The sequence below is a fragment of the Bacillus sp. FSL L8-0528 genome, assembly GCF_038593085.1.
Lineage (GTDB): Bacteria > Bacillota > Bacilli > Bacillales > Bacillaceae > Bacillus > Bacillus paralicheniformis.
This window is the reverse complement of record NZ_CP151961.1, coordinates 966714-987304: the sequence shown is the minus strand read 5'-3', so window position 1 is coordinate 987304 and position 20591 is coordinate 966714. Positions and strand designations below refer to the sequence as shown.

Genomic DNA, 20591 nt, shown 5'->3' with positions numbered 1-20591 from the left:
GTCTTTTATTCTTTCTTCCGGCAGCTTTTATTTGAATCCGACCTGTTTCGGCTCATTTGTTTTTTCGGATATCAGACATCCGTCCACTCACCGAATTCCTTAACTGCCGGAAGCATGCATGAACATTTCTCATCACCGCCCGGCAGATATGTGCTCCGTTTACAAAGGTACGAGGGATCTCTAAACCGGCTTAATTTCCTCTCCTGATCCTCAGTTTTTTTCAGTTTGACGCCAAAATGACCTCACTTCCACTTTCGACCAATGAGATGATATATTGTCTTGAACACAAGACCCCCATAATATTTTCTCTGAACTAAACTATTCGACGGTTAGAATAAAATCCCTTTAAATCCAGTTTATCGATTATTCCTTTTTTGAATAAATATGACGGCAAAAACGAAATATAATAGTTGAATTACATTTAAGGAGGATACGTTAGAGTGGAACAGCAAAACCAGCCGCAAATGCAAATCAATCAAGGCAATGAAGGAATGCAGCATATGAATCACGGGGGCCACGAAGTGTTTGACATGCATGAAGTGTTGTCCGGTATGATCGGCGTTCTTGAGCAATATATGATGTTCAGAGAGCATGTCAAAGATCCGGAGCTGCTCGATATTTTGGACAGGCAGCACCGGTTTATTTCGTCTCAGTACAACATCACAACAGAATGCTTCAGAACAGGGCAAAAGCCGAGCCAGGAAACGGCAACATATATGATGAAAGAGGATCGTCAATTTGTCTACGGGTTAAAAGACGCTCAGCCGAAACAGCCGAAGCAATCCGTGCAGGCGATTGATGACGCCTGTATCAGCAGCTTTATGCTCGGCTTGATGAAAACCAATTGTTCAGCATTGGCCATGGCGGCTCCCGAGGTGACAAACCCTGTTTGCAGAAGGGTTCTGGCAGACCAGATTCCTCACTATATCGAAATGGCTTATGAAATTTTCCTTTATCAGAACAAGCACGGATACTATCAAGTTCCTCAGCTTGCACCGCAAGACATGCAGAAGATGACTTCAGCATTCGCTCCGGTGCAAGGTCAGCCGCAAATGCCACCAAACGGGCAGCAGAGACCCATTCATTGATGATGAAAACGGCACGGAAGAACGAAACTTCCGTGCCGTTTTTTTCGCTTCATATTTCCGCTTGAATTCTTTTTCAAAGGCGGATAACGACTGACCGACGGCGGCCTTAAATCCGTCTTCAAAACTTCCCCGCTCAGCCGTTTCCTCGATGATGTCGAGGATGACACCCCTTCCTTTTTTCTCCGCGAGCTCTTCGATCAAATAATAACTTTGCAAATAAATATCGGTTTCATATCCAGTGCGGGCTTTTTGCCATTGCCTGTCGGTCTTCAGCTTACTCAAAGGAACGGCTGACGGCAAAGTCCGGATCTCAATAGCGTCATGAGCAGAAGCCCATTCCGCCACTCCTTCGTGAAACCAGAGCGGGTAAGCTGCCGGGTCGGCTTTCAGTTCTCTCAGCTTGACGTGAAAAGCATAGTGTGTATACTCATGTATCAGCACGCGTTTGTACAGGAAGACGGCGAATCCCTCGCCGCTATTCAGATGCTTTCTCTCCTCGGGCAAAAGTCCGATCATCTGCATATCATTTGAGTAAAATCCGGTGATATCCTTTAATTTTGAAAATGACTCCATATCATCGCGGTTTGAAAAAAAGATCAAATCAACGCTGTCTTGAAGAGGGCTGGCAAACAGTTCCCGATTCATGTCAGCGGCATCCCGAAGCGTCTCCTTTGTCAGCTCCAGAATCGTCCTATCTTCTTCAGCGTAATAAATGCTGACACTTTCATATTTAACCATTTCCAGCGATTCTTTCAGTTTTTCTATTTTCCCCGAAAGAACAGATGCCTCTGGGCTCTCTTGGCTGAACACGACAAAAACGGCCAATAACAAAGCGGATAGAGTGCCCGCCATAATTAAAATAAAGGCTGCTTTCATCTCTCCTGTCACATGTCTTCCCTCCATCCGCGATGTGCTTCTCTGTACTACACACTATGCGGAAAGGGTCAGGAAGTGGCCTGTATGAAAAGCAGCCAACAAAAAAAGCCGCTCATTGCGGCTTTTCATTATCTTTGATTCGGAAAAATTCTGTTGATCGTTTCACCAAATTCTTCAAAAAGTCCTTCGATCGGTTCGCCATTTTGAATTCTGTCGCCATAGTTTCTCATCCGGTCAACAAAGTCAGGGTTTGCCGAAACGAACACATTGTTGATGTTATTGTCTGTTTCTTTAACCTTTTTCGAGATTTTCCCTTTCAGCTCATTCGTCAAGTTGCCTTTCGGATTGCCTTTCAAAACGACCGCGACATAAGCGTTGCGGTTTGTCGTAATCACGTTTGCACTACTGACTTCTTTAAGTTCCGCCACTTTATCTGCGGCTTTATCCGCCACTTCCATATTATTGTCTTCACGATTGGCATCGCGGTTGTCTGTCACATTCATTCGGTCATTGACATTTCTGCCGTCATTGACATTCGTAGCGTCGTTATCTCTGTTTGTTACATTTTGAAGCGCATTGTCCTGATTGCGCCGGTTGTTATCTGCCCCTTGGTTTGCCATGCCGCATCCGGCTGTGAACAGCAGCGGAAGGAGCAAAGCAGCAATCGCGCCTTTTTTCATATTGAACATTAAAATTGCCTCCTTTAATGATTTACGTATAGTTTTTTTCTTTTTCGTGTTATTTATTTGTCTAAAATATATTTTTTATACGCTTATTTTGTTATGATCATAACGGACGAAAAAATATCCAAATAAATCCGGAGGTGTATATGAAATGGAAAAAGCGGATAGCATTTTGCATGCGCTGCGCATTAAAGACTTTGCGGTACATCCCGATGAGACTCAGCTTATTTTTGATACAAACCTCAACGGAACATCGAACCTGTGGGCGATGGATCTTCCCGATACATACCCGTACCAGCTGTCATTCTTGAATCAGGACTCAAAAGGAATTGCCTACAATCCCGACGGCTCAATCCTTTATGCTGGTTTTGACAATGACGGAAACGAACAAAGCGGACTGTACAAGCTTTCTTTAAAAAACGGGACGTTCCAATCATTAAACGGAAATCAAACAGACCGCCACTTCGCCCCCATCCCTGTGCAAAACGCAGTTTACTACTCCTCTACAAAGGACAATCCGACATTTTTAAATACATACAGATATGATTGTCTCACTGAAAAAGAAGAGCTTATTTTTGAAGGAAAAGACGGAACTTCAATGCTGTCTGATGTAAGCCCGGGCGAGAAAGCCGTCAGCATACATGTCTACTATGTCAACAGCCATTCTGTCTGTATGGTCCATACAGCTGAAGGCGTGACGACAGGAATCTTCCCGGATGAGACGCTGCCTCACATGGTTTATTCTTCCCATTTTGCATCTGATGATCGGTTATTCGTCACGACAAACTACGAAGCCGAGTTCTCATATCTTGCCTTGTACACTGTTTCATCCGGTATTTTTACGCCGGTGCTTTCGATTGATAAAACTGATTTAACATCCATCCACGCTGACCCGAATGGAACTTTCCTTTATCTCATTGGAAAAAAAGGTGTCAAAGAGGTGATGTATGAGTACAACACAGCAACGGGGCAAAGCCGGCAGATCGATTGCCCTTGCACATCCATTTCGAAAATACACTGCGCCTATTCTGGTACGCTGTACATTCTCGGCTCAACGCCGACCAGGCCGACTAATCTCTACGTATTAACGAAAGGACAGTCAAAATGGCGGCAATTAACGAAACATTCGGTTCCGGGTTTCTCCGAACAGGAGCTGTCTTATCCTGAAGTTGTGACATATCCTTCTTTTGATGGCCTGCCAATAGAAGGACTGCTGTTTAAGCCCTCCCCGGTAGAAGCGAACGGCTGGACGATTATTTGGCCGCACGGCGGACCGCAAGATGCAGAAACCTTTATGTTCTACGATCTCTTTCAACTCGCTGCAAAAATGGGTTACCAGTTATTCGCTCCTAATTTCAGGGGATCAGCGAATTACGGTTATTCATTCTTTAAAATGGTTGAACAAGATTGGGGAGACGGGCCGCGCCTCGATATGACCGCGGGCATCGACTGGCTTATCGATCAAAAGCTTGCAGACCGCGAAAAACTCTTTTTAATGGGCGGCAGCTATGGAGGATATATGTCGCTTTTGCTCCACGGGAGGCATCCTGAGTATTTCCGCGCCGTCGTCGATATATGCGGAGTCAGCAACCTGTTTTCGTTCGTCAAAACCGTACCTGATTTCTGGCAGCCGATGATGGAAAAATGGGTCGGCAATCCGGAGCGGGATTATGAAAAAATGAAAGCCGATTCTCCTGTTACATATCTGGAGAATATGACTCAGCCGATGCTGATCATCCAAGGCGCAAACGATCCGCGCGTCGTAAAGGAAGAGTCCGATCAGGTCGTCGATCAGTTGAGGAACATGGAGCGGAATATCGAGTATCTCGTTTTGGAAAATGAAGGGCACGGTTTTTCCAAAAAAGAAAATAAAATGAAAGTCTACCGCGCCATTTTCGAATTTTTTGAAAAGCACCGCTTATATCACGCGGCCAAGGTTGAAGAATAAAACCGATCATGACTGGGGATGGTATACGTAAAAAGGAGGTTGACCCTTTGTTTAGAAGAAGATCTGGCATCCATCCCGCTGTATTAGTTTTAGGATCAGCTGCATTAACCGCGGCTTTTTCTCCCGAAATCCGCAAAAGATTGACCGGCATGTTCGCGAATGGCATGAGAGGACGGCAGCAAGGAAGCGGCCGCAATCAGACGATGATGAATCCGGCTGACATGATCAAGCAGGCTTTTAATCCGGGAGGACAATCACATGAACACCGCCAGTCAGGCCATACGGCAAATGACCAGCATCAATCAAGCCATATGACTGCTCCGGTGAATGTTATGAACGATCAGGCTGCAGCTCAGACGATGTTCGATGACGATCAAAGCTATTCATAAAAAACGGCCCGCACGAGCTCTCAAGCTGTGCGGGCCGTTTTTCTTTTACACTTCTGCTTCAATGATATTTGTACGGTCTTGGTACGTGTCTTTTTCAAGCTCATTTGTCACTTTGCTCGTGACAAGTCCTGACGTCATGCTGCCGCTGACATTGAGAGCCGTACGCCCCATGTCGATCAGCGGCTCAACAGAAATCAGAAGTCCGGCAAGCGCTACAGGCATGTTTAATGCCGAAAGGACGAGAAGCGCTGCAAAGGTCGCACCTCCGCCGACGCCTGCCACTCCGAAAGAGCTGATCGCAACAACTGCGATAACCGTGAACAAGAATGACGGATCAAGCGGATTTTGGCCGACAGTCGGCGCGATCATGATCGCGAGCATTGCAGGGTAAATGCCGGCACATCCGTTTTGACCGATGGACAGTCCGAAGGATCCGGCAAAGTTCGCAATGCCTTCTGGAACACCAAGGCTTCGCTGCGTTTTAATGTTCAGCGGCAAAGCGCCTGCGCTTGATCTTGATGTAAACGCGAATACAAGAACTGGAAACGCCTTTTTCAAGTATGTGACAGGATTTAAACCGCTGAATGTAATGAGCAGCAGGTGAATGATGAACATGACGATCAGCGCCGCATATGAAGCGATGACAAATTTGCCGAGTTTGGCAATGCTGTCGAGGTCGCTCGTTGCAATCGTTTTTGTCATGATCGCCAATACACCGTAAGGCGTCAACCTCAGAATTAAGGTGACCACACGCATAATGATCGCATACACGGCATCAACCATTTTTTTGAAAAGTTCAGCTTGTTCAGGCTGTTTTCGGTTGACCCCGAGATAAGCGATCCCAAGGAAAGCCGCAAAAATAACAACTGCGATCGTTGATGTCGGTCTTGCTCCAGTAAAGTCTAAAAACGGATTTCCAGGAAGAAGCTCGACAATTTGCTGCGGAAGCGTTTTGGCTTCCATGTCCTGCGATTTCTGTTCGAGTTCCGCCCCTCTCATTGTCTCCGCCTGGCCTTGGTCCACATGGACGGCCTGCAGGTCGAAAGCAAGCGCGGACGCGATACCCACCGCAGCAGCGACGGCTGTCGTCGCGATTAAGAGCCCGATGATCAATCCGCTGATTTTTCCGATATTGTGCGTCAGCTTAAGCTTTGTAAAAGCACCCAAAATCGAGATGAATACAAGCGGCATAACGATCATCTGCAAAAGCTTGACATAGCCGCCGCCTGCGATATTAAACCAATCAGAAGTCTGCGTAATCGTTTCTGAAGACGAACCATATATAAAATGCAAAGCGAATCCAAAAACAATTCCGATTCCCAGAGCGGTAAATACCCGCTTAGAAAAAGAAACATGCTTTTTTTGCATCATATAAAGGAGCGCCATCAGGCCGAGCATGACGATAATATTAATAACAACAAATAATGTCATGATAACAAAAGCACCCCCAGAATTTTTTACATTTAAAAACTATAGTACAACAAACCTGATTGGTCAAGTAGGAATTATCGATGTATTTCAATATATGACCCGGGAAGCAATTGCGCGACTGACATTTTATTCGCCGATGTCTTTTAGAGGAACGAAAGTCGGCAGCTGTGCTCCGTCAAATTCTTTTTTAATCAATTCAGCAGTGTCGTCTGCTTGATACAGCTCGACGATCTTTTTCAAATCTTCGCGATCCCGGTCTTCTGTTCTGGCCGCAATAATGTTGATGTACGGTGTCGCTGTTTCATCTTCCAGTTTGATCGAATCTTTGACAGGATGGAAGCCGGCGTCAACCGCTATGCCGTTATTGATGACGGATGCAGCGACATCGGCAAGCACGCGCGGCGTTTGCTCTGCGGCCACCGTTGTGATTTTGAGTTTTTTAGGATTTTCTTTAATTGCATCAAGCGTTCCATTTCCGTCAAATCCGTCCTTTAATTGAAGCAGGCCGGCGGACTCCAGCAGAAGCAAGGCTCTGCCCATGTTCGTCGCTTCGCTTGGAACGGCAATTTCCGCGCCGTTTGGTATATCGCCAGGCGAATCATATTTCTCGGAATAAATGCCCATCGGAGCGATGATCGTTGTGCCGACCGGCGATAATTCAAGGTTGCGTTCCTTTTTGAATGCATTAAAGTAGGATATCGTCTGAAAAGCGTTGGCGTCAATGTCGCCGCTCGCCAAAGCCTGGTTTGGCTGAACATAGTCGGAGTATTTGACGATTTCAAGCTTTAAGCCTTCTTTTTCGGCTTTTTTCTTCACAAAGTCCCAAATTCTCGTATCCGTTCCGCTGATGCCGATTTTAATGGTTTTCGCATCAGAGTCTGCCGCGCACCCCGCGATCACTGCCGCAAGCAGCAGGAAGATCACAACACATGCAAATTTTTTCATAATAGCCGTCTCCCTCTCTGTCTATCTTCTTCTCAATTTTTTTGACAGAACGTTTCCGGATGTCTGCAATCCTTGCACTACGATGACGAGAATTGCAACCGTGATGATCATCGTCAGCGTGTCAAATCTTTGATAGCCGTATGTGATCGCCAAATCCCCAAGACCGCCTGCACCAATCGCACCAGCCATCGCCGACGCCCCGACCAATCCGACCGTTGCCACCGTAAAACTCAGCACAAGCGAACCGAGCGCTTCTGGAATCAGAAACCTGAAGATGATCTGTCTCGGAGTCGCTCCCATTGCTTCAGCGGCTTCAATGACTCCCGGATCCACTTCAAGCAGAGAGTTCTCGACGAGTCTAGCGATGTAAGGCCCCGCATAAAAAGTCAAGGGAACAATCGCTGCCGATGTGCCGATCGACGTCCCTACAATCAGCCTTGTCACTGGAATTAAAGCAACCATTAAAATGATAAACGGGACGGACCGGAAAATGTTAATGATCATATTGACAAACGTAAAAACTGCCGGATTCTCAAGCAGATGCCCCTTTCTTGTGACTACCAGCAAAATGCCGAGCGGAATGCCGATCACGCTTGAAAATAAAAGCGAAAAAACCGTCATTTGAATCGTCTGAACCAGTGCGTCAATGATTTGGTCATATGTAACTAGCATGCTTATACCTCCCTGATGCGAATGTTTTCCCTGCGTATATATTCGAGCGCCCGCCCGATTTCACCATCTTCCCCCTGCAGCTCGACCGTCATGCTGCCAAACGGAATTCCCTGAAGCTCTGTAATCGTTCCGTGCAGAATGTTGACTTCTACGTCATACCGCTTTGACACTTGAGAAAGAAAAGGCTTCCCAGAAGATTCGCCGACAAATTGAAGCTGGTAGAGGTGCTTCAGATTTAATTTTTGAATCGATTCAGGTATCTCGTGGTCGATGGCTGATTTGACAAAGCTTTTGGCCGTTTCGGTTTCCGGCGCGGAAAATACGTCAAACACACTGCCGGATTCAATGATTCTTCCTTTTTCAATTACCGCAACTTTGTCGCAGATTTCTTTTGCCACATTCATTTCATGAGTGATTAACAGAATCGTGATGTTATATTGTTCATTGACGCGCTTCAGCAGCTTCAAAATATCGCCGGTCGTCTGCGGGTCAAGCGCTGATGTCGCTTCATCACAGAGCAGAACCTCCGGATTTGTCGCCAGCGCCCGGGCAATCCCGACGCGCTGCTTTTGTCCGCCCGAAAGCTGATCCGGATAATCGCGGGCTTTATCCTCAAGTCCGACAAAACGGAGCAGCTCCGTCACTTTTTTCTTTATGTCGGCTTTCGGTGTTTTAACAAGCGCAAGCGGCTCAGCGACATTAGCGAAAATCGTCTTTGAATTTAACAGGTTAAAATGCTGAAAAACCATGCCGATCTTCCTTTTCACAGTTCGTATCTCAGCTTTCGACAGGGACATTAAGTCTCTTCCGCCGACGAAAACCTTTCCGGCCGTCGGTTTTTCAAGGAAGTTCACACAGCGGATCAGCGTGCTTTTTCCTGCGCCGCTGAAGCCGATGACGCCGTATATTTCCCCTTTATCCACATGAAGGTCGATTCCATTGAGCGCATGAACCTTCTGTCCGCCGCTTTCATAGACCTTTTCAACGCCTTCAAATGTAATCATGATGATCTCCTCCTCTTTTAGGGCTAACAAAAAAGGCTTCCTCTTAAAAAATAAGAAGAAGCCTTTGACGACACAAAGTAAATAGAGTGAGTCCGCTCTCTTCTTATCTTCCAAGCCCGTACGGCTTGTTGGATGTGGCACAGTATTCTGCTGTATGCAGAACCCGCTGCCGAGGTTTCACAGGGCCAATTCCCTCCGCCTCTCTGAATAAGAAGTATAGTTGCATGAAGTTTTACCTAACTTTACAGCTTCTTTGAAATGTTGTCAATCAGATTCGTGAAAATTTCAAAAACTCCCTTTTTACTCATTGTTTTTCACCCTGAGCATTAAATTTCACTTTTTTTAAAAAAATTGTGTTTAGCAGTTGTAATTTCGTTTAAACACTGGTAAAGTAAAGGTAATTATTTTTGTTCGAACTATCTTTAAGAAGAAAGTTTTGTAAGAGTTTTCGTCTTGGAAGTTTGTTTTAGAGCAAGAATAGTGAATTTAAGCGTTATCGCTTTAGGAGGAAATTTCATGCTAGAAGGTAAAGTAAAATGGTTTAACTCTGAAAAAGGTTTCGGATTCATCGAAGTTGAAGGACAAGACGATGTATTCGTTCATTTCTCTGCTATTCAAGGCGAAGGCTTCAAAACTTTGGAAGAAGGCCAATCTGTATCTTTCGAAATCGTTGAAGGAAACCGCGGACCACAAGCTGCTAACGTAACAAAAGCGTAAGCTGTGAACCGCTGATCTTCATACAGGACTGCTGACCGAATGTCAGCAGTCTTTTTATATTTAAAAAAAGCCTGACGCCCGGAAACCGGTGTCAGGCTTTTTTTAAACGTATACCGCTTATGAAGCGATGTCTCTCTTTGTGAATACAACAAAGGCGAGCACATGAAAAACGATAAAATAGACAGCCAGCATCACAATCGAGAATCCCAGCGTCATGTCTGAAACAACCGGAGATCCGTCAAAGTATTGAGTGAGGTCCGTGTTGGCAAACAGGATGTATTTCGCCCAAGCAAATTTCGTCGCGAGCAGGCCTGTCACCGTTCCGCCCATAACCAAAAGGAAAATCGAAATACCTACGGCGAGCGAGCTGTTTCTGAAAACCGCTGAAATCATAAAGGCCATTGTCGCCATCATCAAAAGCGAAATCGAATTCAGCAAATAGCTGCCGGCCAAATGCAATAGCAGGCTTTTTTCTTCAACCGTTCCACCGACATACACCAAGTGAACCTGGCTGCTGTCGCCTGCCCCGAATAAAGCAAGGCCTGTGATCCCTGCGCTTGCGAACAGAATGAAAAGCAAAGCCAATGCGAAAAGCAGGACCGTAAAATATTTTGCCAGCAGGATTTTAAAGCGGCTGATCGGCCTGATGACAAGCAGCTTCACCGTTCCCCAGCTGAATTCATTCGCAACGATTCCCGCCGCCACCGTGATTACAAACAAACCGGCGAGCGAGATGAGCCCGCTCGTATCGCTGATGAAAGACAGAGCTGAATAATCCCCATCTGCCGGTAAATCGTGCTTGATTCGATACTCATTAATTGCGATCGACTGTTCATAATTTTTTTCAAGTGTTGGATTGCTGTTCCCTTTAAGCTGTTCCTTCATGTCCTTATTTTCCTGCGCCAATTCCTTTTTCCAGTCCGTGTTTTGGTCTGTCTCTCCGATCGTCTTTGTGAGAACGCCCAGCCCGATGACAGCTAACAGCAAAATTCCGATCATGACGTATGTGCCTTTTCGATTAAAAATTTTGATCCATTCATTTACGATGAGATTAAACATGCTGAGCTTCCTCCTTATCTGCGGTGATTTCCAGGAATCGGTCTTCCAGCGATTTGTTCACAGCCTTCACTTCATATAAGCGAACACCGCTGTCTGTCAAGTGTTTAATCAAATCAGGCACTTCATCCTTTTGAATGCTGAGCTCTATCCCGCCTTCCGCTTCGTCAACCTTCACCTTTCTGAAAGCAGCCGCTTCCCGTGTGAGAGCCTGGGTGTCGTCCGCTTGAATATAATAGCGCTTCTTCTCATCCCGAGCGGGTCCGTGCACATGCTGAATATCCCGGAGCTTTCCGTTTTGAATAATGGCGATCCTGTCGCACATCAGCTCCATTTCTGAAAGCAGGTGGCTTGAAACGATGACCGCCATTCCCTTTTCTCTCGTCAGCTTTCTTAAATAGTCACGGATTTCCCGGATACCTGCCGGATCAAGCCCGTTCGTCGGCTCATCGAGAATCAACAGCTTTGGATCGTGCAAAAGGCTTTGGGCAAGGCCAAGCCTTTGTCTCATTCCTAACGAATACGTTTTGACCTTGTCGTTGATCCTGTTTTTCAATCCGACGAGCTCGACGATTTCGTCAATTTTCTTTTTCGTCACGCCTTTCGTCATGCGCGCGTATTGCTGAAGGTTTTGGTAGCCCGTTAAAAATTTATAAAGCTCCGGGTTTTCAACGATCGCTCCGATATGCCGTGCAGCCTTTTCAAAGTTCTCTTTTACGCTGACGCCGCACACGGCGATTTCACCGGCGGTAATGCTCATATGTCCGACAATCATCCGGATCGTCGTCGTTTTTCCGGCGCCGTTCGGACCCAGGAAGCCGAATATTTCGCCTGCCCGCACGTCAAAGCTCAAGCCGTCGATGATCTTTTTCCCCCTGATCGTTTTTGATACATTTTTTAATTCCAAAAGTGTTTCCACTGTTTCTCCTCCAGCCTTTTCAATTTTTTTCTTCAATAAACCGTTTCAGCCATTCCAAAAGCGACATTCCTGATTCCTCGCGCAGCTGTTCGACATCTTTTTTTTCTTCAATTCGGCCATTTAAGACGACGACGACCTCATCCAAAATTTGTTCAATTTCATGAATCTCATGGGTGGCGATGACGATTGTCTGCTTATCAAGCTCCAAATATGTAAGAAGGCTTTTGACGATCGATTCTCTCACCATCGGATCAAGACCGGAAAACGGCTCATCAAGCAGCACGACCGCTGCATCGCGCGCCAATGTGAGCGCGAGCTTCAGCCTGCCCCGGTTGCCTTTGGAAAGCTTGCCGATTTTTTTATCCCCGTCGATTTTCATGTCCTTTAACAGGTCCCACGCTTTATTTATACGGAAATCGAAAAACTGGGTTTCATAAAAGTGAATCATATCCTTGACCCGAAATGGATCGTAGAACATATCAAGCTCTGTTAAATAGGCGATGTTCTTCGTCTCCTTTCTGGCTGCCGGCCGTCCTCCGATCAGCACCGAGCCCGAATCCGGAAACGAGAGCCCTGTGATCAGCTTCAAGATCGTAGATTTGCCGCTGCCGTTCGGTCCTGTCAACCCGTAAATTTTCCCGGGAGAAAGAGACAGATCGGCCTCTTTGAGCGCATACTCTTTGCCATACTTCTTCGTGACATTTTTCAGCTCAATCTTCATTTGGATCTCCTTTCTGAAGAAAACGGTCAAGTTCTGACAACATGTCTTGTTTAGACAAGCCAAGCTCTTCCATGCTCTGGACAAATTGCCCGATAACTTCCGATCTCATCTCCCGCTTTAAATCATCGATGACTTCCGTATGTTCAACAACAAAGGTGCCCTGTCCCCTTCTGGTCTCCACCACGCCCATCCTTTCCATTTCATTGTAGGTTCTTTGAATCGTATTCGGATTTACTTGCGTCTGAACAGCCAGCTCACGGACCGAAGGTAATTTTTCTCCCGGCTTGATCTCTCCGCGGATCATTTTTTTAAAGAGCTGTTCGGCTATTTGCCTATAGATCGGCTTTGAAGCAGAAAATTCATTTGCCATCTTTTACACCTCAACTCTTCTGTTCAGTAATTTGCAGGAGAGATAGAAGAGACAGACGCCTAAGACTGTGTAATACACCAGGAGAATACCCGGCAAATCAACTTGAGAAAATGTAACAGTCCATCCTGAATGTTCGTAATGGAATTTGAATTCAGCTGTTAAAGAAATGCTCCACAATTTCTGCAATTCCTGGAATAAGCCGCTCTCGATGAACAGCGCCTCGATTAATCCGTAAGCACTGTAGATCAGCAAGGGAATGATCCAGCGGATTTTTTTGATAGCCGGATATTTTCTGAGCGCTTCATATATCGTCCACAGAAACATCACCCATGTGGAAAAAATTACGGAGCCTAAAAAGACAGCGATATTGACGAGAAGCAAATCTGACACGGAAAACAGGCCGGCGCTGCTGGAGAGCAGAACGCTTCTGACAATCAGCCCGAAAATGAATAAAACAGCGTGGGAAATCAATTGGTATACGGCAGCTGAAGCAAGCTTTGACAGCAGCAATAACGCACTGTTGTTCGGGTTATATAACCAAAGCTGCGTCTTCCCTTCCAGACGGAGCTGAGCAAGGATCATTAAAGGACAAAACAGGCTATGAAATAATAAAATGGTCACTAGCGCCCCAAAAAGAGCCATTGATTCGCCTGTATAATGAGCAAACCAAAAGCTTGCAATAATCGCACAAATCATGCACAGCATCCAAACCAAAAACCAAAACCTTGCCATGAGAAAATCTTTTTTAAATAAACCGCTGAAAGACTGCAAAACATATCCTCCTCTAGTCACTGTATCAGTGTACTATATCAATAGTACACTGATACAGTGAAAATCGCAATCAAATATTACAAAAAAATGCAAAAAAAAGAGCAAATCCGCTGTTTCCCAGCGAATTTGCCTTTAATCCTGTTCCCGCTTTTTCATGGATTTTAATGCTTTTCGGTAATCCATATCGTCCATTTCCGTTTTCTCGGAATGGTTTTTTTCCTCTTTTGGATGTTGAAGTTTTTGCAGAATCGCCCGATAGGTTTGATCATTCATTTCGAACGGATCTTGCTGAGCGGCTTCAACTTGCTGAGGCGCTTCTTCTTCCTGAACATGAGGAATGTCAGCTTCAGCTGCCGCGTTATCCTCATGTTCGGGTTTATGCTGCGAAGACGCCGACCGCACATTAAATACCACCAGACCGATAATGACGAGGACAGCAGCGATGATGGTCAATATAATGGTCATGTCAAATCGCTCCTTACTGTCCTGCTGTAAAGCGGTCTGTCACTTGGGCGACGCGTCTGCCTAAAGCCCGGCCCAGCTCCAGGCCTTCTTCGCCGATCAGTTCGTCACTGTCGACAGGACACGTGATGCCTGCACCGTAATAAGACCCGTATAAAGCATTTTCAGGTACATTTCCAGGCAAGCCGACGACCATCATGCCTTGATGAAGCATCGGTGTTATTAAGTTGAGCATTGTCGCCTCAAGACCGCCGTGAGTCGTCGCTGTTGTGCAGAAGACTGCGCCGACCTTATTGATCAGCTTGCCTTCCGCCCAAAGGTAGCCCAGCCTGTCGATCCAAGTTTTTAAGCCGGAGCTGATTGTACCGAAATGGCCAGGGCAGCCCCAGATGATAGCGTCCATTTCTTCGAGCTTTCTGATATCCGCCTGGCTGACATGATCGATCAGCACGTCTGCAGCCTCATGTTCCCCTGCGCCTTCTGCAATGGCTTCAGCCAGCTTTTTCGTATGCTCGCCTTCACTGTCGTACACAACATAAATTTTCATGTCAGAACCTCCTCATTTTAAGATTCTTTCGCTTCTTTAGGAGCCGGAAGCAATGTCAGCTCCTCCGCCTTGTTCTTCCTGCGCAGCTTGTCTTTTCTGACATCCCTCAAAAACAGGCTGAGAACGAGACCGATGACACAGAACCCGGCCGCCCACATAAATGCGTCATTGATGCCCATGACATTCGAGTTGAGCTGGGCCTGTCCGGTCAAATATTTCACGACATATTGTTGTGCTTGTTCAAGAGATATATGCATCGATTGCGCCGTTGACTGAATGGTTGACTGCAATGTGCTCATAAATGACGGATCAGCCGTATTTGTCTGATCGGCCATTGATGCATAGTGGAATGTCGTGCGATTTGTATAAATCGTCGTGATCAAGCTCGTTCCGATCGAACCGCTGATTTGGCGAAGCGTATTCGACATCGCCGTTCCGTGGCTGTTTAAATGCTGCGGAAGCTGGTTCATGCCGGCAGTCATGATCGGCATCATCAGCATGGACATCCCAAACGCCCGAATCGCATAGATTAACACGATGTGCATATACGGTGTATCGATCGTAAGCGTCGTAAATTCGTAGGTCGTCACAACAGTGATCAATAATCCGACAATCGCCAGCGGTCTTGGGCCGACTTTATCAAATAAAATTCCTGAGATCGGCGACATCACAAGCATGACGAGTGCGCCCGGCAGCATCAGAAGCCCCGACTGAAGCGCTGTAAAGCCGACCAGGTTTTGCAAATAAATCGGAATCAGGAACATTCCTGCATACAAAGCAACTGTAATGATGGCGTTGATCACGCTTGACAGTGAAAACATATCGTATTTGAACACTCTGAAGTCAAGCATCGGCTCTTTCGATTTCAACTGCTGGATGATAAAAGCGGCAATGCCGATCACACCGATCACAACTGTGGAAAGTACGAGCGGATCATCCCAGCCGTCTGAGCCGGCTTCGCTCACACCATACAGCAACGCCGCAAATCCGACAATTGAAAGAATCGCGCCTGCTGTGTCCAATTTGATTTTTTTAGGTTCCGTCATATTTTTAAATAGGAAAAAACCGAAAATGATGACGATCACACCAACCGGCACAAGGCCGTAAAACATGATCCGCCAGCTGTAGTTTTCAATGACCCAGCCGGATAGCGTCGGACCGACAGCAGGAGCAAACATCATCGCAAGCCCGAAGATTCCCATTCCTTTCCCGCGGCTTTCCGGAGGAAAGATAAAGAGAATCGTCGTCATGACCAAAGGCTGTAGTATGCCTCCGCCGACTGCCTGAATGAGGCGTCCGGTTAACATCGTCGAGAAGTTAGGCGCAATTCCGCATATCAGCGTTCCGGCCGTAAACAGTAGCATCGCCGTTAAAAACAGGCTCCGTCCGCCGAACCGCATAATCAGGAAGGCTGATAAAGGAATCAAAACGCCGTTGACAAGCATATATCCGGTTGTCAGCCATTGAATCGTTGTGGCGCTCACATTGAACTCTGTCATGAGATGAGGCATCGCCACATTCAGCAGCGTTTGGTTTAAAATGGCCAGAAACAAGCCGCCCATTAAAATGATGAGCAGTGACATATTTCCTTTTTTCTGAGAAGCCACTTATGACATCCTCCTTTCGCTCGTTTTTATTTCCCCCGGTTATTTTGAAATTTTCACGGATGCGTTCATTCCCGGCAGCACTTTGTCAGACGGGTTTTTGATTGAAATTTTCACAGGTACTTTCTGCGTCACTTTCGTGTAGTTTCCGCTTGAATTGCTTTGAGAAAGCAAGTCAAATGTTGAGTTTGTCGCATAGCCGATTTCTTCGACATTTCCTTCAAATGTAGTGCCTGAATCACCGTCAACGACGATATCGACTTTGTCCCCTTTTTCGATGTCTTTCAGGTCGTTTTCTTCAATGTTAGCTGTAATGTACAGATGATCCATGTCGATTGTTTTCGCAAGCGTTTGACCGGCTTGTACGATCTGGCCTTCTTTCGCCTCGTTTTTGACAATCGTTCCGTCCATGATCGACTTCACGTCAACCGTTTGTTCCCCTTTGATTTTCGCTGCTTTTTCGTCCTTTGAAACTTTTGATCCTTCTTTCAAATCCCAATCTGCGAGCTTCCCTGATGCAGGCGCCGTAATGTCGGCCATCTCGCCTGCCACGTGTGCTTCGTCGGTTTTCACATAGCTGATGCTGTCATAATAGAAATACGCACCTCCTGCTAAGATGGCAAGCACGATGATGAGTCCGATAATGTTCGTCGCAATTAAACGTCCTTTGCTCATGTTTATTTCTCCTTTCATATCCTTATATTTTGGATGAAGCCGGTTTGATCGGCTTCCGCGGTTTTGTGTTTTCCTATTTCCTGCCCAGCAACTTGCGGGACGTGTACTGAAAAAGTTGTTCAAAACTGAGCAAGAAAGATCGGAAGCGGTAAATTTGTTTTTACCTCTGCACAACAAAATAAATAGTTAACAAGATTAAATATTAGTTAAAGTAATAAAGAATGTCAATAACCTTGCACTTAAAATTTTGATTTAAATATTTTCCAAACAAAAAACCTCCGGCAGTGGAGGTTTCGTTCGCGTTTTTTCATGTATATTGATGCCGTTCTTCATTGCTGAAAAAGCTCTTCAGAGCCTGAAAAACATCGGCTTTCTGTTTCAGCACATAATACTTGAATTTTTCGTTTTTAATATTTTTGTAGGCTGACATTAACGTTGAATGTCTGTTGTACTGGTTGACTTCGCCATAGCAAAATATATTCGCTTTTTCCATAATCTCTCCGACAAGCTTGACGCACCGCGCATTGTCGGATGTCAGATTATCGCCGTCCGAAAAATGAAACGGATAAATGTTATAGCGTGTCGGATGGTATTTGTCTTCAATCAGTTCTAGGGATTTGCGGTATACAGATGAACAAATCGTGCCCCCGCTTTCCCCTTTCGAAAAGAAATCTTCTTCTGATACCACTTTGGCTTCAGTATGATGGGCGATAAACTCAATATCGACCGTTTCATACTTTGTCCGTAAAAAACGTGTCATCCAAAAGAAAAAGCTTCGCGCCATATATTTTTCCCAAACACCCATCGATCCGCTCGTATCCATCATTGCGAGCACAACGGCTTTTGATTCCGGCTTTACGGAGTCATTCCACGTTTTAAATTTTAAGTCTTCGGGGTAGATCGGATAAAATGAAGGTTTTCCCGTCATTGCATTTCGCTTAAAAGCGCTGAGCATCGTTCTTTTCTTATCGATATTGCCGGTCAAACCCGTTTTGCGGATATCGTTGAACTCAATATCTTCGACAACGATATCATCCCGTTCTTTCTGTTCTAAATTCGGCAGTTCCATTTCGCTGAAGAGCGCCTCTTCCAAATCGATGAGCGAAACTTCCGCTTCATAATAATCTTCGCCGGCCTGATCGCCCGCTCCCTGGCCTTTGCCGGCGCCCCGTTTATCAGAACCGTCCCTTGCGACGATATCTCCGACCTCGCTGTCGCCGTCTCCCTGGCCGGCATGTTTATTTTTATCATAGTTATAGCGGATTTTATACTCATCTAACGATCGAATCGGAATTTTGACAACATCTTTGCCGTTGGACATAATAATGCTTTCTTCTGTAATCAGGTCAGGCAGATTGTTTTTGATCGCGTCCTGCACCTTTTTCTGGTGACGCTGTTGGTCATCATACCCTTTTCGGTGGAGGGACCAGTCTTCCTGAGAAATAATAAAATGGCCATTGTCTTTATGGGACATGAGTTCCCCTCCTTATTTATAATCCCCTTAAATGGCTTCGGTTTATAGCCCTGCGGATGCAAGTCTAAAAATGGTTATTGTTATCTTATGCAGGTATAAATAACTTTTGACAAATAATTTTGAAAATGGGACAAAACGACCCGCCCTTCTCCGGACGGGTCTTCAAGTTACCGGTTTAATAAGCTTCCTACATATTTTAAGAGTTCGTTTGCACTTGTCGAGTTGTAGCCGTGCTCATCAATGAGACGGGCGACGACCTCGTTGATTTTCTTGAGCTGCTGTTCGTCCGGCGTTTTTGTCGATGTCGTGATTTTGACGACATCTTTCAAGTCTGCGAACAGCTTTTTCTGAATGGCTTCTCTGAGCCGCTCATGCGAATTATAGTCAAACCGTTTCCCTTTTCTTGCATAGGCAGAAATACGAATAAGAATTTCTTCGCGGAATGCTTTTTTCGCATTTTCGGAAATGCCGATTTGTTCTTCGATTGACCTCATCAGCTTTTCATCCGGGTTCATCTCTTCTCCCGTCAGCGGATCGCGAAGCTTAATTTTATTGCAGTACGCTTCGACATTATCAAGATAATTGTCCATCAGCGTTTTCGCAGATTCCTCATAAGAGTATACAAACGCTTTTTGGACTTCTTTCTTCGCCATTTCGTCGTATTCTTTTCTGGCGGCGGAAATAAAGTTCAAATAACGCTCGCGGTCTTCTGCCGAAATCGACGGATGCTGGCTAAGCCCTTCTTTTAAAGAACGGAGGACATCGAGCGCATTGATCGATTCCATGTTTTTGCGGATGATCGTCGACGAGATCCGGTTGATGACATAGCGCGGATCGATTCCGCTCATTCCTTCGTCAGTGTATTCTTTTTTCAAATCCTCGACATCGACTGAATTGTAGCCTTCAACACTCTCTCCGTCATACAGCCTCATTTTTTTGACGAGATCAATGTCTGACCGCTTCGGCTCTTTCAGCCTCGTCAAAATCGAAAACATCGCGGCTACTTTTAGCGTGTGCGGCGCAATATGAACATCAGACACATCGCTTTCAGCGATCATTTTTTCATAAATTCTTTCTTCTTCTGATACTTTTAAATTATATGGAATCGGCATGACGATAATCCGCGAATGGAGCGCTTCGTTTTTCTTATTGGATATAAATGAACGGTATTCGGTTTCATTCGTGTGGGCTACGATCAATTCATCCGCTGAGATGAGCGCGAACCGGCCCGCTTTGAAATTCCCTTCCTGTGTAAGCGATAAAAGATGCCAGAGGAATTTTTCATCGCATTTCAGCATCTCCTGAAATTCCATCATTCCTCTGTTCGCTTTGTTTAATTCTCCGTCGAACCGGTATGCGCGCGGATCGGATTCCGATCCGTATTCGGCAATCGTCGAAAAATCAATGCTTCCCGTCAGATCGGCGATATCCTGCGATTTAGGGTCCGACGGACTGAACGTGCCGATCCCCGTCCGTTTATCCTCTGAAAAAAAGATTCTTTCAACCTTCACGTCTTCTATTCTTCCTCCGTATTCCTGTTCCAGCCTCATCATGTTCAACGGGGACAGGTTGCCTTGAATGCGGATGCCGTATTCATTGTAAAAATCGTCCCGCAGATGCTGGGGAATTAGATGAAGCGGATCTTCGTGCATTGGGCAGCCCTGAATCGCGTAGACAGCCCCTTCATCTGTAAGAGAGTATGCTTCAAGCCCCCTTTTCAGCATGGTGACCAAAGTCGACTTTCCCCCGCTGACAGGCCCCATCAAAAGCAGGATTCGTTTTCTGACATCAAGGCGCTTCGCGGCCGGATGAAAGTATTCTTCAACAAGGCGTTCCAATGGCTCTTCAAGACCAAACAGCTCTTTGTCAAAGAAGCTGTATACTTTTTTGCCGTCTTTCTCTTCAATGCCGCTGTCTTTAATCATATTGTAAACGCGGGAATGAGCAGATTGCGCGACAGTCGGATTTTCTTTTACGATTTCCAAATATTCAGCGAAGGTTCCTTCCCATTTCAGACGCTGCTCTCCCTCTCTATACTGTTCAATCTTTTTCAATATATCCATAAGAACCTCCTATTTGATGATAAATGCAAGGTGCCAAGTGAATCACTGTTACATTCACTCTATGCGGAGATGTCCCTTTAGATGCTTTTCTAAGAAAAATGAAATGCACTTTCCCCGAATTGACAAGGACGGAGCAAACCATTCATAATAAAAGCAGAAAAGTTCCGTCCGCAAGT

General features: G+C 45.7%; 21 protein-coding genes and 1 riboswitch. Of the genes, 4 read left to right on the top strand and 17 right to left on the bottom strand.

The window, feature by feature from the left end; genetic code table 11:
* Nucleotides 1-440 precede the first annotated feature (440 nt).
* On the top strand, nt 441-1088 hold the full coding sequence (locus tag MHI30_RS04965) for a spore coat protein (RefSeq protein ID WP_020450692.1): 648 nt from the start codon (nt 441-443) through the stop codon (nt 1086-1088).
* Here MHI30_RS04965 and MHI30_RS04960 read toward each other — a convergent pair.
* Complete coding sequence (locus MHI30_RS04960; protein WP_237562733.1) at nt 1020-1976, bottom strand: hypothetical protein; 957 nt, start codon at nt 1974-1976, stop codon at nt 1020-1022. The genes MHI30_RS04965 and MHI30_RS04960 overlap by 69 nt on opposite strands.
* 116 nt (nt 1977-2092) lie before the next feature.
* Entirely contained in the window at nt 2093-2653 is a 561-nt protein-coding gene (locus tag MHI30_RS04955; RefSeq protein WP_003180053.1) for a YhcN/YlaJ family sporulation lipoprotein, read from the bottom strand.
* 145 nt (nt 2654-2798) lie between these two features.
* On the opposite strand from MHI30_RS04955, the gene MHI30_RS04950 reads away from it, so the two are divergent.
* Entirely contained in the window at nt 2799-4595 is a 1797-nt protein-coding gene (locus tag MHI30_RS04950; protein WP_003180052.1) for a S9 family peptidase, read from the top strand.
* Nucleotides 4596-4642: 47 nt separating this feature from the next.
* Nucleotides 4643-4984 carry a hypothetical protein gene (locus tag MHI30_RS04945; protein WP_003180050.1) on the top strand — a complete coding sequence of 114 codons (342 nt, stop codon included), beginning with the start codon at nt 4643-4645 and terminating at the stop codon, nt 4982-4984.
* A gap of 45 nt (nt 4985-5029) precedes the next feature.
* Here the strand turns inward: MHI30_RS04945 and MHI30_RS04940 are convergent, their stop codons facing one another.
* The 4 genes from MHI30_RS04940 to MHI30_RS04925 all read right to left on the bottom strand — a co-directional run bounded on the left by MHI30_RS04940 (nt 5030) and on the right by MHI30_RS04925 (nt 9036).
* Nucleotides 5030-6418 carry an L-cystine transporter gene (locus MHI30_RS04940; RefSeq protein WP_025805528.1) on the bottom strand — a complete coding sequence of 463 codons (1389 nt, stop codon included), beginning with the start codon at nt 6416-6418 and terminating at the stop codon, nt 5030-5032.
* Between the two features lie 123 nt (nt 6419-6541).
* Entirely contained in the window at nt 6542-7360 is an 819-nt protein-coding gene (locus tag MHI30_RS04935; RefSeq protein ID WP_003180047.1) for a MetQ/NlpA family ABC transporter substrate-binding protein, read from the bottom strand.
* A gap of 21 nt (nt 7361-7381) precedes the next feature.
* Nucleotides 7382-8032, bottom strand: coding sequence for a methionine ABC transporter permease (locus MHI30_RS04930; protein WP_003180045.1), 651 nt, complete (start codon nt 8030-8032; stop codon nt 7382-7384).
* A 2-nt stretch (nt 8033-8034) separates the two neighbouring features.
* Complete coding sequence (locus tag MHI30_RS04925) at nt 8035-9036, bottom strand: methionine ABC transporter ATP-binding protein (protein ID WP_003180043.1); 1002 nt, start codon at nt 9034-9036, stop codon at nt 8035-8037.
* Nucleotides 9037-9136: 100 nt separating this feature from the next.
* Nucleotides 9137-9250: riboswitch (SAM riboswitch) on the bottom strand.
* Between the two features lie 302 nt (nt 9251-9552).
* Here MHI30_RS04925 and cspB point away from each other — a divergent pair.
* On the top strand, nt 9553-9753 hold the full coding sequence (cspB, locus tag MHI30_RS04920; protein WP_003155376.1) for a cold shock-like protein CspB: 201 nt from the start codon (nt 9553-9555) through the stop codon (nt 9751-9753).
* Nucleotides 9754-9870: 117 nt separating this feature from the next.
* On the opposite strand, the gene MHI30_RS04915 is transcribed toward cspB, so the two are convergent.
* The 11 genes from MHI30_RS04915 to prkA form a co-directional block, all read right to left on the bottom strand.
* The gene (locus MHI30_RS04915; protein ID WP_003180041.1) at nt 9871-10812 is read right to left on the bottom strand and encodes an ABC transporter permease; all 942 of its coding nucleotides are present in this window, start codon (nt 10810-10812) and stop codon (nt 9871-9873) included.
* Entirely contained in the window at nt 10805-11728 is a 924-nt protein-coding gene (locus tag MHI30_RS04910) for an ABC transporter ATP-binding protein (protein WP_075755490.1), read from the bottom strand. Before MHI30_RS04910 ends, MHI30_RS04915 begins: the two co-directional genes overlap by 8 nt.
* A gap of 19 nt (nt 11729-11747) precedes the next feature.
* A complete protein-coding gene (locus tag MHI30_RS04905; RefSeq protein WP_075755426.1) occupies nt 11748-12449 on the bottom strand; it encodes an ABC transporter ATP-binding protein in 702 nt (233 codons plus the stop codon).
* Nucleotides 12439-12819 carry a GntR family transcriptional regulator gene (locus MHI30_RS04900; protein ID WP_075755424.1) on the bottom strand — a complete coding sequence of 127 codons (381 nt, stop codon included), beginning with the start codon at nt 12817-12819 and terminating at the stop codon, nt 12439-12441. The genes MHI30_RS04905 and MHI30_RS04900 overlap by 11 nt, the downstream gene beginning before the upstream one ends.
* Before the next feature lie 3 nt (nt 12820-12822).
* Nucleotides 12823-13590, bottom strand: a complete 768-nt coding sequence (locus MHI30_RS04895; protein WP_075755422.1) for a hypothetical protein — start codon at nt 13588-13590, stop codon at nt 12823-12825.
* Between the two features lie 132 nt (nt 13591-13722).
* A complete protein-coding gene (locus MHI30_RS04890) occupies nt 13723-14055 on the bottom strand; it encodes a hypothetical protein (RefSeq protein WP_075755420.1) in 333 nt (110 codons plus the stop codon).
* 13 nt (nt 14056-14068) lie between these two features.
* The gene (locus MHI30_RS04885) at nt 14069-14599 is read right to left on the bottom strand and encodes an NAD(P)H-dependent oxidoreductase (RefSeq protein WP_075755418.1); all 531 of its coding nucleotides are present in this window, start codon (nt 14597-14599) and stop codon (nt 14069-14071) included.
* 17 nt (nt 14600-14616) lie between these two features.
* Complete coding sequence (locus MHI30_RS04880) at nt 14617-16206, bottom strand: DHA2 family efflux MFS transporter permease subunit (protein ID WP_075755416.1); 1590 nt, start codon at nt 16204-16206, stop codon at nt 14617-14619.
* A 39-nt stretch (nt 16207-16245) separates the two neighbouring features.
* On the bottom strand, nt 16246-16878 hold the full coding sequence (locus MHI30_RS04875) for an HlyD family efflux transporter periplasmic adaptor subunit (protein ID WP_043927260.1): 633 nt from the start codon (nt 16876-16878) through the stop codon (nt 16246-16248).
* Between the two features lie 307 nt (nt 16879-17185).
* The gene (yhbH, locus tag MHI30_RS04870) at nt 17186-18352 is read right to left on the bottom strand and encodes a sporulation protein YhbH (protein WP_020450675.1); all 1167 of its coding nucleotides are present in this window, start codon (nt 18350-18352) and stop codon (nt 17186-17188) included.
* A 167-nt stretch (nt 18353-18519) separates the two neighbouring features.
* Nucleotides 18520-20415, bottom strand: a complete 1896-nt coding sequence (gene prkA, locus MHI30_RS04865) for a serine/threonine protein kinase PrkA (RefSeq protein WP_075755414.1) — start codon at nt 20413-20415, stop codon at nt 18520-18522.
* Between the last annotated feature and the right edge of the window lie 176 nt (nt 20416-20591).